Here is a 13,805-nt window from a genome sequence, read left to right on the forward strand (position 1 = left end):
GCGCTTACCTTATGCCGTGTCCCGGGCCGCGCCGTAGCCTCCGCCGCCCGGCGTTTCGAGCACGAACAGATCGCCGGCGCCTACGCGGGTTCGGTCGCAGGCGCCGAGCGCCGTTACCTGACCATCGACGCGAAATACTTGCGCCCGGCCTGCGGCGCCGGCTTCGCCTCCGTCCAGCCCGAACGGCGCAACGCGCCGCCGGTTGGCCAGCAGCGCCAGTTCCATGGGTTCCAGGAATTCGATGCTGCGCACCGCTCCGTCGCCGCCCTGCCGCCGGCCCTTGCCGCCGCTGCCCGGACGCCGCCGGAACTCGCGCAACAGCACCGGGTAGCGCAGTTCCAGCACTTCGGGATCGGTGAGCCGTGAATTGGTCATGTGTGTGTGTACCGCGGCCGCGCCATCGAAGTCCGGGCCTGCGCCGCTGCCTCCGCATACGGTCTCATAGTACTGATAGCGTTCGTTGCCGAAAGTAACGTTGTTCATCGTGCCTTGACAGGCCGCCATCACGCGCAGCGCCCCGCACAGCGCATCCACCACGCACTGCGAGGTCTCGACATTGCCGGCCACCACGGCCGCGGGCCAGCGCGGGTTGAGCAGACTGCCCTCGGGGAGTATCAGGCGCAGCGGTTTCATGCAGCCCGAGTTCATTGGAATGCCGGCGCCCACCAGCGTTCGGAACACATAGAGCACACAGGCGCGGACGATGGGCGACGGGGCGTTGAAGTTGCCTGGGGACTGACTGCTGCAAGCGCTGAAATCGAGAACCGCTTCGCGCTCCTTGCGGTGGATGCGGATGGCCACTGCGATGCGCTCCGCTCCATCCATCTCGCAAGCGAAGGCGCCTTCTTTCAGCCGGTCGATGACGCGGCGTACCGATTCTTCGGCGTTATCGCGAACATGCGTCATGTAGGCGCGCACGGTGTTCTGCCCGTAGCGGCTCACTAGCGCCTCAAGTTCGCTCATGCCCTTGGCATTGGCGGCAAGCTGCGCCTTGAGGTCGGCAAGGTTGCGGGCCGGGTCGCGGGCCGGCCAGGGGCCCGCCCGCAGCGCTTTCAGCAGCTCGCGTTCCTTCAGGCGGCCACCGGAAACCAGAAGGAAACTGTCGAACAGCACGCCTTCTTCTTCGATGTGGCGGCTGTCCGGCGGCATCGATCCCGGGGTTATGCCGCCGATGTCGGCGTGATGGGCGCGCGACGCCACGAAGAACTGCGCATTCTTGGCGCCGCCCAGGAAAACTGGCGAGACCACGGTGAGATCGGGCAGATGGGTGCCGCCGTTATAGGGCGCGTTGACCAGGTACGCCTCGCCTCGCCGCGGGCCGTTGCCGCGCGCCTTGAGCACAGCCTTGACGCTTGCGTCCATGGAGCCGAGGTGCACGGGCATGTGGGGCGCGTTCGCCGCCAGTTCGCCTTCGGCGTCGAACAGCGCGCAGGAAAAATCCAGGCGCTCCTTGATGTTCACCGAGTGCGCCGTGTTTTCCAGCACAGCGCCCATTTGTTCGGCAATATGCATGAAGCGGTTGTTGAACACTTCCAGGAGCACCGGGTCCGGCTGCGCTGGATTTTTGGTCCCTTGTTGCCGCCCGGATTGGCGCGTCAGAACCAGGTGGCCCGTGGCCCGCGCGGCGGCCTGCCAGCCCGGCGGCACCACCGTGGTGCCATGCTCCTCGGCAATGATGGCGGGGCCCGTTATCGATGCGCCGGGAGCGATACCCGCGCGCTGGTAAACCGGCGTTGTGTGTCGCTTCCCGTCGAACAGGGTTTGCGTTTCGAGGTATGGCGCGGGTTTCGCCGAGCCGCTGATTTCGTCCTGATCCTCGAAACGGTATTGCTCGCCGGTTTCGCCGCCGGCCTGCACGCGGATCGCTTCGACCACGAGCTGCTTTCCCGGTGGTTCGATGCCGAAACGCGCCCGGTGGGCCGTCGCGAACTGCTTGCCGATCGCGTCAAGGCTCGATTGCTGCGGGCAGAACGGAATCGAGAGCGCGTAATCGGAACCCGCCACGCGAATCTCGGCAATTCGCTCGAAAGACACGTTGTCGGGCGAAATGTCGGCGCCGAGCAATTCGTTGCGGCATTGGTGGTCCAGCTTCGAATAGCGCGTCTGCAAGTGCGCGAGCAGTTCCGCCTCCAGTGCTTGCTCGACGGCCTCCTGCCGATATGCGCGCAAGGGCGCCAAACCCAGCCCCAAGGCCGACAGTACGCCGGCGAGCGGATGCAGCAGCACAGTGTCCATGCCGAGCTCGTCGGCGATGGCGCAGGCATGCTGACCGCCGGCGCCGCCAAACGAGCACAGCGCGAATTCGGCCGGGTTCTCGCCTCTCTGTACCGAAATCTTTTCGATGGCGGCGGCCATCTGGTCGTTAGTCACGCGCAGAAACCCTTCGGCCACCTGCTCGGCGCTCATTGCTCCCCCGCCGTCTGCCTGCACCTGGCGCGCCAGCCTGGCGAAACCGGCACGGGCCGCCTCAATGTCCAGTCCCTGCAGACCATCGGCGCCAAACACTCGCGGGAACAGTTCCGGGTGGATGCGGCCCAGCAGCAGATTGGCGTCGGTTACGGTCAAGGGCCCGCCGTTGCGGTAGCAGGCCGGTCCCGGGTGCGCGCCCGCGGATGCCGGCCCGGACACGAGTCTGCCGGCGCGAAACTCGAGCAGCGAGCCGCCGCCGGCGGCAACCGAGTGCACCTTGAGCATGGGCGCCCTCAAGCGCACACCGGCGATTTCGTTGTGAGTCACATATTCGTAGTTGCCGGCATACAGGGCCACATCGGTCGATGTGCCGCCCATGTCGAAGCAAATCAGCTTCTCGAAGCCGGCCTGCTGCGCAGTGCGCGCCGCGCCCACCACGCCGGCGGCAGGGCCGGACAGGATAGCGTCCTTGCCGCGGAAGCGTCCGGCATCGACCAGCCCGCCGTTGCTCTGCATGAAGGCAAGGTTGCGCGGCGCAACCCGGCTGCTGCGCAAGCCTTTGCGCAGGCCCTCGATGTAGCGGCGCAGCACCGGCGAGAGATAGGCATCCACCAGCGTGGTGTCGCCGCGGCTTATCAGCTTGATGAGCGGCGACACTTCGTGTGAGAGCGACACCTGCTCGAAGCCGGCTTCCACGGCCAACTCACCGGCCAGTCTCTCGTGTTCGGGGTTGCGCCAGGAGTGCATGAAGCAGACTGCGGCTGCCTTCAAGCCCCCGCTGCGCGCCGCGCGCAGACCGTCCATCAGCGCCCCGGTGTCCAGCGGCGCGAGTATTTCTCCCGCAGCGTTGATGCGCTCGTCGGCTTCGAGCGCTTCCGTGTAGAGGGGCGCAGGGCGGCTGATGCGGAGATCAAACAGCTTCGGTCGGTTCTGGTAGCCGATCAGCAACGCATCCGCGTAGCCGCGGGTGATGACCAGCAAGACCGGCTCACCGCGCCTTTCGAGCAGGGCGTTAGTGGCTACCGTAGTGCCTATCTTGAGGTCTCGGACTTGCGCCGGATCGGGGGTCTCGGTCAACAGTGAGCCGATGGCATGCACTGCCGCGTCCGCATAGCGGGCCGGGTCCTCCGACAACAGCTTGCGCACTTTCAACCGGCCTTGCGGAGTGCGGGCCACCACGTCGGTGAACGTGCCACCGCGATCGATCCAGAACCGCCATCCAGGCATGTTCCGATTGTATGCCGCGCTATAGTTGCCGCCGAAACGGACCGAGGCCTCCAGCGGATGAATAGCGCCACCACTGTTGTCGTTACCCTGATTCTCTACAAGACCGTCCTTCTGGGGATGGGTTTGTGGGCACGCCGGCGCACACGCGATCAGGGCGATTTCCTGCTGGGCGGTCGGCGCATCGGCGCCTGGGTGACTTCGCTGAGCGCGTCGGCCAGCACTACCTCGGCCTGGACGCTGCTGAGCATAAGCGGTTTCGTTTACGCGCTAGGCCCGCCCGGAATTTGGCTGGCGGCAGGCGCTGTTTCGGGCTATGTGCTGAACTGGTGCTGGGTGGCGCCGCGGATCAACAGCGCGGCGGAGCGCAGCGGCGCTCTGACGCTCACCGAACTGCTGCTGGGGGGCAGCGACCCCGCGGCGCGCCTGGCTCGCCGCACCGCCTCGGTCATCATTCTGGTGTGCTTCACGTTCTACGTGGCCTCGCAGTTTCAGGCCGCCGCCAACGCATTCGAAGGCTCGCTGGGCATATCGGTGGAGTCCGGCATTCTGCTCGGCGCCGGCGTGATACTCGCCTACACGCTGCTCGGCGGTTTCCTTGCAGTGAGCCTTACCGACAGTCTGCAGGGCTTGCTGATGCTGCTGGTTTCGCTTCTGTTACCGGTGGTCGTGATGTTTGCTCTGGTGGTCATTGCCGGCACCAACCAAATGTTCAGCGTGGCGGGCGAGCCGTTCAGCCTGGCGCCGCCACAGGCCGGTCTGGCAGCCGTGGGTTTTCTGGCCGGTTCGCTGTGCGTGGGGCTGGGGCAGCCGGGACAGCCTCACGTGGCCAATCGCTTCATGGCGGCCCGCGATCAACGCGCCGTGCGCCAGGGACGGATCATCGCGCTGGTCTGGGTGCTCGTGGTGTTCACGGGAATGGTGGTGCTGGGTCTGGCCGGACGGGTGCTCTACTCCGACATCGGCAACCCGGAAAATCTGTTCTTCGTGGCTACCGAGCGGTTGCTGCCGCCGGCGCTGGCGGCGTTCGTGATCGCGGCCGTGTTGAGCGCCATCATGTCCACCGCGGACAGCCAGCTACTGACAGGGGCGGCGGCCGTGTCGCGCGACTGGAGCCTTGAGCGGGCGCGCCGCACGGCAGGACTCAAAACCACTTATGCGGCGGTGGTCGCGATTACCGCGGCCGCCACCCTGATCGCCCTGTTTGCGCCGCAGTCGATATTTCTGCGAGTACTTTTCGCTTGGCACGTACTGGGCGCCTCCTTCGCTCCGCTGGTGTTCATGGCGGCGCTGGGCAGGCGCGTGGAATCCACTTATGCGCTGGCCGTGCTCCTATGCGGTTCTGTCTTCACCGTGGCGCTGCACTTGTTGCCCGACACGCCCGGTGATTGGGCCGAGCGGCTGTTGCCGATGATGGTGACCGTGAGCATCGCCGTGGCCGGTTCGCGTCGCTTGTCTCAAGCCGATGACTAGCGACGCAACCGTTATCGTTACGCTGATTGCCTACAAGGTGGTCTTGCTGGGGATAGGCCTGTGGGCATACCGCCGTTCGCAGGACCCGGGCGAATACTTCCTGGGCGGCCGGCGCATCGGCGCCTGGGTCACATCGATCAGCTCCTCGGCGAGCGCCGCCTCCGCTTGGACATTGCTCGGCGTCAGCGGTTTCGCTTTTCTCGAAGGCCCTCCCGCGGTATGGCTGTGCGGCGGGGTCATTCTCGGCTACGCGATTAACTGGTTCTGGATCGGGCCTCGGCTACGCGAAATGGCCGAAAGCAGCGGCGCGCTAACGCTCACCGAATTGCTTCTGGGCGACGGCGACGATCTCCTGCGGCGAGTCTCGCGCAAAGTCGCTTCGCTCATCATCCTGGTTTCTTTCGTGTTTTACGTCGCGGCACAGTTTCAGGCGGCCGGCCACGCCTTCAGCGAAGCTCTGGGACTTGATGCGGACACGAGCATTGTTCTTGGCGCTGCAGTTATTCTCGGCTACACGCTGCTGGGCGGTTTCGTCGCCGTGAGCGTGACCGACACGCTGCAGGGCCTGTTGATGGCCCTGGTGGCCGCGCTGCTTCCGGTCGTTGCGCTGCTCGCCCTGGGGCAAGCGGAAGCATCGACCCCATCCCTGGCTTCGGACGCTGCGGCTTTCCGTCTCACGCCTGCCAATGGTGGCATTGCGGCTTTGGGTTTCGTGGTGGGCTGCCTGTCGGTGGGCCTGGCTCAGCCCGGACAGCCGCATGTCGTGAATCGGTTCATGGCCGCCCGCGACGAGCGCGCCATCCGCCAGGGACGCATTATTGCGATGGCGTGGATCGTGCTGGTGCTGTCCGGCATGACGGCGCTGGGCATTGCCGGCCGAACGCTTTTCGGGGAACTGGGTAACGCCGAAGGCGTATTGTTCGAGACCGCGGACAGGCTTTTGCCGCCGGTGCTCGCGGGCCTGGTGATCGCAGCCGTGCTGAGCGCCATTATGTCCACGGCCGACAGTCAACTGCTGGCCGGCGCGGCGGCGGCTTCGCGCGATTGGCGGCTGGAAATCGAGCGCAGCGCAAGAAACCTCAAGTTCACCTACCTGGTGGTTACGGCCATCACCGTGGGCGCCACTCTGATCGCCCTGTATGCGCCCGAAGCCATTTTCTCGCGTGTGTTGTTCGCCTGGCATGCACTCGGCGCCTCGTTTGCGCCGCTGGTGGTCATGGCGGTGCTGCGCCGGCGGGTGCGGCCGGCCTGGGCGCTGGCGGTGCTGGCGTGCGGGTTTCTGTTTACCGTGCTGCTGAATTGGCAGGAGAACACGCCGGGCGACTGGGCTGAGCGGTTGCTCCCCTTGATGGTCACGATGACGATCGCGGTTTGGGGGTCGCGCCGCGTCGAATGACGCCGTTGGCGGGGTGGCAAGCGCGCTATCCACCCAACAAGCTTTAGCCGTCGAAGGGGGCGCGATACGCGAGGCTTGCGAGTTCCGACGCCATTCGCCGCATACTGCGATAAAATGCGCGCCCATTCGGCGATTGCTGAGGAGCAAGTCATGTCGCGCGTATGTCAGGTAACCGGGAAGGGCCCCATGTCGGGCAACACCGTTTCGCATGCGCATAACAAGCGCCGCCGCCGTTTCCTGCCCAACTTGCATACCCATCGCTTCTGGGTGGAAAGCGAGAAGCGCTACGTAAGGCTCAGGGTTTCGCGCAAGGGTCTGAAGATTATCGACCGCGATGGCGTTGACAGCGTTCTGGCGGAACTGCGCGCGGCGGGCAAGCGCGTTTAGGGCCGTAGGCGGGGAGCGCAGCAATGAGAGAGAAGATCAGACTTGTATCCAGCGCCGGAACCGGCCATTTCTACACCACCACCAAGAACCGCAGGACGCATCCCGAGAAGATGGAGGTGAAGAAATACGACCCGCGCGCACGCAAGCACGTGGTCTACAAGGAAGCCAAGATCAAGTAGCTGCCCCCGGGTCCGGGGTGCACCGATCACCCCGCGCGCCAGCCGTCCAGCTTCCCCCAACCAGGACACTTCCGCCTCGAAAGCGGCGGTCGCTTGGTTGCCGGCTGCGCTTGGTTGCCGGCTGCTTGAAGGCTTCCGAAGGGAACGCGGCGACTTCCCGCCTTACAGCGCGCCGAGCCGCGCCAGCGAGGCGCAGCCGTCGTGCCCCACGATGAAGTGATCGAGCACACGCACATCGATCAGCTCCAGGGCCTTGCGAATGCGCTGCGTAATCAGGTGGTCGGCCTGACTCGGCTCAGCTACGCCCGATGGATGGTTGTGGGCCAGGATCACGGCGGCAGCGTTTCTTTCCATGGCGCGGCGAACGATCTCGCGGGGATACACCATGGCGCTGTCCAGCGTGCCGTGGAAGACTTCCTCGAACGCCAGAACCCGGTTGCGGCAATCCAGAAACAGACAGCAGAAGGTTTCGTAGCGCCGGTCGCGCAACCGCGCCAGCAGGAAGCGTTCGCTGTCCGAAGAATTGCGCAGTTGGCGCCCGGCAGCGATCTTTTCCTTGAGCGCCCGCGTAGAGCATTCCCGCGCCGCCGCCAGTATGGCTGCCTTGGCCGAGCCGATTCCGCGCACTTGACCAAGTTCGCGCGGCGTGGCGGCAAGGATGCCTCGCAGTCCGCCGAAACGCATCAGCAGATCTTGCGCCAATTCCGGCGCCGAGAGGCCGGCCGTTCCTGAGCCGATCAGGATACAGAGCAGGTCCGCGTCCGACAGGCTGTCCGCGCCGCCCGCCAGGAGACGCTCTCGCGGGCGCTGACCTCGGGGCCATTGGCTAACGCGCATACTGCACCAGTGGGTGCCGGTTGCCAGCGTGCGGCTGATTCCATGCAGGCCTATCGCATTGCGAGGGAACAAGCGTTGCTGCTGGCTTGCGCTTTCCTGTTGCGGGGCTAATCCTTGAGCCGGCCATTTGTGCGAGTTTGCCGCTCGGCGGCGCGCCGGAAAATACCGAATGGCGGCGCGTTTGCGGAGTTTTGGATCTGCTGTTCACGCATTTTGCGGGGATAATGGGTATTTCGCATGAATAACCTGGCGGACAAGAAGATACTGTTGTGCGTGAGCGGCAGCGTTGCCGCCTACCGCGCACCGGAACTTGCTCGGCGACTGGGCGAGCAGGGCGCCGAGGTTCGCGCGCTTCTTACCGAGGGCGCAACACAGCTCATTTCGCCACTGTTGATGCAGGCGGTAACGGGAATGCCTGCCCGCACCGGACTCTGGGACACGGCGGCGGAGGCGGCGATGAGCCATATCGAATTGGCGCGCTGGGCCGACTGCATCGTGATTTCGCCGGCCACCGCCAACGTGCTTGCCCGTTTGGCGCGCGGCGAGGCCGGCGACCTCCTGAGCACAGTGTGCCTGGCTTCCACGGCTCCGCTACTGGTAGCCCCGGCCATGAACCGCAACATGTGGAGCCATGCGGCCACACAGCAGAACTGCGCTACGCTGCGCGGCCGCGGAGTTACCCTGGTAGGGCCCGAAAGCGGCGAGCAGGCTTGTGGGGATGTGGGGGAAGGGCGCATGAGCAGTGTGCCCGCCATCGTGTCCGCTGTGTCGCAGTTGGTGGATTCTTCCAGTGCGCTGGCCGGGCAGCGGGTATTGATCACCGCCGGTCCCACCCAGGAGCCCATCGATCCGGTGCGCTACCTTTCCAATCACAGCACGGGCGCCATGGGTTTTGCGCTGGCAGGGGCGGCAGCGCGCGCGGGCGCCCGCGTGGAGCTCGTGGCTGGTCCCACGGTGGCGATCACGCCTCCCGGGGTGGAGCGGGTGGACGTTGTGACCGCCGAGGACATGCTGGGGGCGGTGATGGAACGGACGCGAGACTGCGACATCTTCATCGCCTGTGCGGCGGTGGCCGATTATTCGCCGGTGCGGTACAGCTCCGCCAAGCAGAAGCGCAGCAATGAGCCTGCCTGGCTGGAACTCAAGCCGGCTCCCGATGTGCTGGCTTCGGTTGCGAAGCTTCCCAACCCGCCGTTTCTGGTCGGATTCGCTGCCGAAACGGAGCGCGTGGAGGAACAGGCGCGGAGCAAGCTCAAGGCCAAGGGCGTTGACATGATCGTAGGCAACCAGGTCGGCAATGGCCGCGGTTTCGGCGACGTGGAAACATCGGCTTGGGTGGTCTGGCAAGGCGGCGGCGAGCACATCAAGCAATGCACGAAGAGCGAACTGGCGCAGCGGCTGGTGCGCCTGATTGCCGAACGTCGCGGCCTGGACAAGGTCGCGTTGCTGCGCACCGGGAGCGCGGCGCGGTGAAACAGCCGGTGGCGCAGGCCGGCGTTCCGATACAACTGCGCATTCTCAACGCGAAGGCACACCCCCCTCGCTATGCCACGGAAGGTTCCGCCGGCATGGATCTGCGCGCCTGCCTGGATGCACCCCTAACTCTGCACCCCGGCGAGACGCAGCTCGTGCATACCGGTATAGCGCTGCACATCGCCGATCCGGGTCTGGCCGCCGTGATCCTGCCGCGCTCCGGCCTCGGTCACAAGCACGGCGTGGTGTTGGGAAATCTCGTCGGCCTGATCGATTCCGACTACCAGGGCGAAATCATGATGTCGTGCTGGAACCGTGGCGGCGAACCCTTCGTGCTCGAAGACGGGATGCGCGTGGCGCAGTTGATGGTGCTGCCCATAACCCGCGCCCGCTTCGAGGTAGTGGAGGAATTCGCCGCTTCCCGCCGCGGCGCCGGAGGCTTCGGACACACCGGCAGCCGCTGACCCGCAAAACTGGGCTGGATGCGGCGCGGTGGAGCGCCATCGTCGGCAATCCTACGCTGTCAAAGTCTCGAGCGGCAAAGCACGGCAAGCAATTCGTTCATGAACAGCTCCGGAACCAGGTAGTTGGGTATCAAGTTGGTAAATCGAGCGGGTTGGTCAGACTCGGCGTACCGTATTCTTTACGGTAGTTCTCCACCCGCTTGAGCTGCCCGCGGTCCAGACCGGCCGCGCGCAGAGCGCTGAGCAGGCTGTCCAGTCCAAACACGCTGCATACGGCAAGCCCGTGTTGTTCGGCCAGTTCCGCCGCTGCGCTGCGCTGGCCTGAGCCGCGTTCCTGGCGGTCCAGGAGCAGCAGTAAACCCACCGGCTCGGCGCCTGCGCTACGGACCCACTCGATGGCTTCTCGCGCCGAAGTGCCCGCAGTGAGCACATCGTCCACGATCAGAACCTTGCCCTGCAGCGGGGCGCCGACTACCGCGCCGCCTTCGCCATGCGCCTTGACCTCCTTGCGGTTGTAGGCGAAATCGACGTCCAGCCCATGTCCCTGCTGGAGCGCCAGTGCGGTAAGCGCAACCAGCGGAATGCCCTTGTAGGCGGCTCCGAAAAGCATGTTGAATCGCAATCCCGAGGTGGCCGCCGCTTCGGCCAGGGCTTGTCCGGCCACCCATGCCCCGCGGCCCGTGGACAGCTTCGAGGAGTTGAAGAAGTAGGGCGTTTCGCGCCCGGCCTTGGTTGTGAAGTCGCCGAACAGCAACGCGCCCGTGTCGAGAGCAAGCCGCAGCAATTCTTCCTGGCCGGGGCGCAGCGCGCTCATTGCGGGTCAGTTGCCATGAAACCGCGGTTTCTCGCGCTTTACGAAAGCCGAATATGCGCGTCGGAAGTCTTCCGTGTGCATGCAGATGGCCTGTGCCTGCGCCTCGGCTTCCAGCGCCGACTCCAGCGGCATATCCCATTCGCTGTTAAGCTGATTCTTGGTCATGGCGTGCGCAAAATTGGGGCCGGACGCCAACTCCTGCGCCCATTCCAGACTCGCATCCAGCAGCGTATCCGGGCTCTCGAGGCGGTTGAAGAAGCCCACCTGATGCGCCTCCTCGCCGGACATGGAGCGGCCGGTCAGCAGCAGTTCGGTGGCCCGTCCCTGGCCGATGATGCGCGGCAGCAGGGCGCAAGCGCCCATGTCGCAGCCGGCCAGCCCGACGCGGGCGAACAGAAACGCGGTGCGGCTGCGCGTCGTGCCTACCCGCAAATCCGCCGCCATGGCGATTGCTGCGCCGGCGCCGGCACAAACGCCGTCGATGGCCGCCACGATGGGCAGCGGGCAGTGCCGCATGGCCTTGACCAGATCGCCGGTCATGCGGGTGAAACGCAGAAGCGACACTCCGTCCATTTCCAGCAGCGGTCCGATAATCTCGTGCACATCGCCACCCGAACAGAAGTTGCCGCCGGCGCCCTGTATCACCACCGCGCCCACCCCGCTGGCGTGGTCGAGCGCGCCGAAGGTGTCGCGCAGCTCCGCATAAGAATCGAAGGTGAGCGGGTTCTTGCGTTCCGGGTGATTGAGGGTAATGACGGCCACGCTTCCGTGCCGTTGCATGAGGAAATGCTCCGGGGCGTGGGTCATATGTTCGCTTCCTGCAGGGCCGCCGCGCGCAACGCCAAGCGTTCCGCCTGCTCTTTGCCGGACAGGTATTGTATGGGCCAGTCCTGGCGTGAATGGCCCAGAGTCGTTGCCGCGCGCAGAGTCCAATAGGGATCGCTGAGGTGGGGCCGGGCCAGGGCGCAGAGGTCGGCGCGCCCTGCCGCCAGGATGCTGTTCACGTGATCGGTTTCGTAGATGTTGCCCACCGCAATGGTGGGCACCCCGGCTTCATTGCGAATCCGGTCCGAGAATGGAGTCTGGAACATGCGGCCATACACCGGCCTCGCGCGGGTCGAAGTCTGGCCCGCGGAAACGTGGATGATGTCCGCGCCCGCTTCTGTCATCGCTCGGGCTATTTTCACCGCTTCTTCCGCAGTAACCCCGCTGGCCACCCAGTCGGTGGCGGAAATGCGCACCGACAGCGGTTTTTCCTGCGGCCAGACTTCGCGCACGGCCTCCAGCACTTCCAGCGGGTAGCGCAGCCGGTTGCGCAGCGTGCCTCCATAAGCGTCGCGCCGGCGGTTGGACAGCGGGGTGATGAACGCGGAAAGCAGGTAACCATGCGCGCAGTGCAGTTCCAGCCAGTCGAAGTTCGCCTCCAGGCCAAGCCGGGTTGCCTCGCGGAACTGCTCGATGACGAGATCCATATCGGCGCGCGTCATGGGCCGCGCCAACTGCCCGCCTCTGCGGTAGCGCCGTTCGGAGGGCCCGATGATCTCCCAGTTGCCGGAATCCAGCGGCTCGTCCATGCCTTCCCACATCAGCTTGGTGGACCCCTTGGGGCCCGAGTGCCCGATCTGAAGCGCCATGCGCGCCTGACTGTGGCTATGCACGAAATCCACGATGCGCCGGTAGGCTTGCGCATGCTCGCGGCGATAGACACCCGCGCAGCCGGGGGTGATGCGGCCTTCCGGCGATACGCAACTCATTTCGGTAAAGACGAGCCCGGCCCCGCCCTGCGCGCGCGACCCAAGATGCACGAGGTGAAAGTCGCCCACGGTGCCGTCCACGGCGCTATACATGTCCATCGGCGCCACCACCACGCGGTTGGGCAGCTCCAGGCCCTTGATGGCGAAGGGCACGAACATGGGCGCCACGGCCCGCGCGCTGCCGGTGGCCCGGTGGCTGTACCAGCGTTCCATGCGCTTGAGCCATGCCGGGTCGCGCAGCCTCAAGTTCTCATGGCTTACCCTCTGGCTGCGGGTCAGCAGCGAGTAATTGAATTGCTGGGGCGCGAAGCGCGTGTAGCGGGGCACCTGCTCGAACCACTCGGTGGAATTGCGCGCCGCCGATTGCAGCTTGATCACCTCAAGCCGCCGGCTCTCCTCGTATTCCTGAAGCGCCTGGTCGGTTGCGCCGCCGCTGTTGAGCGCGTCGGCCAGTTCGATCGCGTCTTCGAGCCCCAGCTTGGTTCCGGAGCCTATGGAGAAATGCGCCGTATGCGCGGCGTCGCCCGCCAGGATCAGGTTGCGGTAGCGCCATTTTTCGCAGTGGACGCGGCTGAAGTTGAGCCAGGCGTGGCCCTTGATGTGGGCGGCGTTGCTCATCAAGCGATGGCCGTCGAGATGCCGGGCGAAGATCTTCTCCAATATCCGGCAGCTTTGTTCCTGGCCCATCTCGGCGAAGCCCAGCCGTTGCCAGGTATCCGGCCCGCACTCCGGAATGAAAGTGGACAGGCCGTTCTCGAACCGATAGGCGTGCGCCCAGATCCATCCCTCCGCCAACTCCTTGAAAATGAAATTGAAGGCTTCGAAGTGGCGGCGGGTTCCCAGCCATTGAAAGCAGTTGGTGCGCTTTTGGATTTCCACATCGAAGTGCGCCGCGTAAGCCTGGCGGAAGCGGCTGTTGATGCCGTCCGTGGCCACCACGAGGTCATAGTCCCGGTAGCGGTTCAGGTCGGGTTCGGCCTCGGTCTCGAAGCGAAGCTCGGCGCCCAGCTCGGCGGCCCGGCGCTGCAGTATGCGCAGCAGCCGCTTGCGTCCGATTCCGCAGAAACCGTGTCCCCCGGACACCAGCTTGCGGCCGCGAAAGTGCACTTCGATGTCGTCCCAATGCGTAAATCTTCCACGAATCTCGCGTGCGGTTTTCGGGTCGTTTTCGGTCAGGTTTTCAAGCGTCGCGTCGGAGAACACCACGCCCCAGCCGTAGGTGTCGTCCGCGCGGTTGCGTTCGAGGACGGTCACGCGGTGCTTCGGGGAACGCCGCAACATGGAAATGGCCAGGTACAGCCCCGTGGGTCCGCCGCCCGCGATCAAGATACGCATGGCGCCAGTTTATCCGCTTGGGCCGGCGGCGCGATGCGTGCGCAGGGCCTTATACTCTGG

General features: G+C 65.3%; 11 protein-coding genes. 6 read left to right on the forward strand and 5 right to left on the reverse strand.

The window, feature by feature from the left end; genetic code table 11:
- Window positions 1-9 precede the first annotated feature (9 nt).
- Window positions 10-3,636: a hydantoinase B/oxoprolinase family protein gene (locus ACWCOO_RS01125; protein ID WP_446831142.1), complete on the reverse strand. Its 3,627-nt coding sequence runs from the start codon at window positions 3,634-3,636 to the stop codon at window positions 10-12.
- A gap of 57 nt (window positions 3,637-3,693) precedes the next feature.
- Between ACWCOO_RS01125 and ACWCOO_RS01130 the strand changes: the two genes are divergently transcribed.
- From ACWCOO_RS01130 to rpmG, 4 genes are all read left to right on the forward strand, one after another.
- On the forward strand, window positions 3,694-5,106 hold the full coding sequence (locus tag ACWCOO_RS01130) for a sodium/proline symporter (protein WP_446831143.1): 1,413 nt from the start codon (window positions 3,694-3,696) through the stop codon (window positions 5,104-5,106).
- On the forward strand, window positions 5,099-6,502 hold the full coding sequence (locus tag ACWCOO_RS01135) for a sodium/proline symporter (RefSeq protein WP_446831144.1): 1,404 nt from the start codon (window positions 5,099-5,101) through the stop codon (window positions 6,500-6,502). Before ACWCOO_RS01130 ends, ACWCOO_RS01135 begins: the two co-directional genes overlap by 8 nt.
- A gap of 150 nt (window positions 6,503-6,652) precedes the next feature.
- Window positions 6,653-6,889, forward strand: a complete 237-nt coding sequence (gene rpmB, locus ACWCOO_RS01140) for a 50S ribosomal protein L28 (RefSeq protein WP_446831145.1) — start codon at window positions 6,653-6,655, stop codon at window positions 6,887-6,889.
- 23 nt (window positions 6,890-6,912) lie between these two features.
- Window positions 6,913-7,068, forward strand: a complete 156-nt coding sequence (gene rpmG / locus ACWCOO_RS01145) for a 50S ribosomal protein L33 (protein WP_446831146.1) — start codon at window positions 6,913-6,915, stop codon at window positions 7,066-7,068.
- Window positions 7,069-7,230: 162 nt separating this feature from the next.
- Here the strand turns inward: rpmG and radC are convergent, their stop codons facing one another.
- Complete coding sequence (gene radC / locus ACWCOO_RS01150; RefSeq protein ID WP_446831969.1) at window positions 7,231-7,905, reverse strand: RadC family protein; 675 nt, start codon at window positions 7,903-7,905, stop codon at window positions 7,231-7,233.
- Window positions 7,906-8,142: 237 nt separating this feature from the next.
- On the opposite strand from radC, the gene coaBC reads away from it, so the two are divergent.
- On the forward strand, window positions 8,143-9,378 hold the full coding sequence (gene coaBC, locus ACWCOO_RS01155) for a bifunctional phosphopantothenoylcysteine decarboxylase/phosphopantothenate--cysteine ligase CoaBC (protein ID WP_446831147.1): 1,236 nt from the start codon (window positions 8,143-8,145) through the stop codon (window positions 9,376-9,378).
- A gap of 29 nt (window positions 9,379-9,407) precedes the next feature.
- Window positions 9,408-9,842 (forward strand): dUTP diphosphatase, encoded by a 435-nt coding sequence (gene dut, locus ACWCOO_RS01160; protein WP_446831970.1) that lies wholly within the window; start codon window positions 9,408-9,410, stop codon window positions 9,840-9,842.
- Window positions 9,843-9,972: 130 nt separating this feature from the next.
- Here dut and pyrE read toward each other — a convergent pair whose 3' ends face one another.
- From pyrE to ACWCOO_RS01175, 3 genes are read right to left on the reverse strand one after another with little or no spacing between them, the layout of a single operon-like run.
- Window positions 9,973-10,647: an orotate phosphoribosyltransferase gene (gene pyrE / locus ACWCOO_RS01165; RefSeq protein WP_446831971.1), complete on the reverse strand. Its 675-nt coding sequence runs from the start codon at window positions 10,645-10,647 to the stop codon at window positions 9,973-9,975.
- Window positions 10,648-10,662: 15 nt separating this feature from the next.
- Window positions 10,663-11,463: an enoyl-CoA hydratase family protein gene (locus tag ACWCOO_RS01170; RefSeq protein ID WP_446831148.1), complete on the reverse strand. Its 801-nt coding sequence runs from the start codon at window positions 11,461-11,463 to the stop codon at window positions 10,663-10,665.
- Window positions 11,460-13,745, reverse strand: a complete 2,286-nt coding sequence (locus tag ACWCOO_RS01175; RefSeq protein WP_446831149.1) for a bifunctional salicylyl-CoA 5-hydroxylase/oxidoreductase — start codon at window positions 13,743-13,745, stop codon at window positions 11,460-11,462. Before ACWCOO_RS01175 ends, ACWCOO_RS01170 begins: the two co-directional genes overlap by 4 nt.
- Between the last annotated feature and the right edge of the window lie 60 nt (window positions 13,746-13,805).

The organism is Candidatus Foliamicus sp. (assembly GCF_965221325.1).
Taxonomy (GTDB): domain Bacteria; phylum Pseudomonadota; class Gammaproteobacteria; order Steroidobacterales; family Foliamicaceae; genus Foliamicus.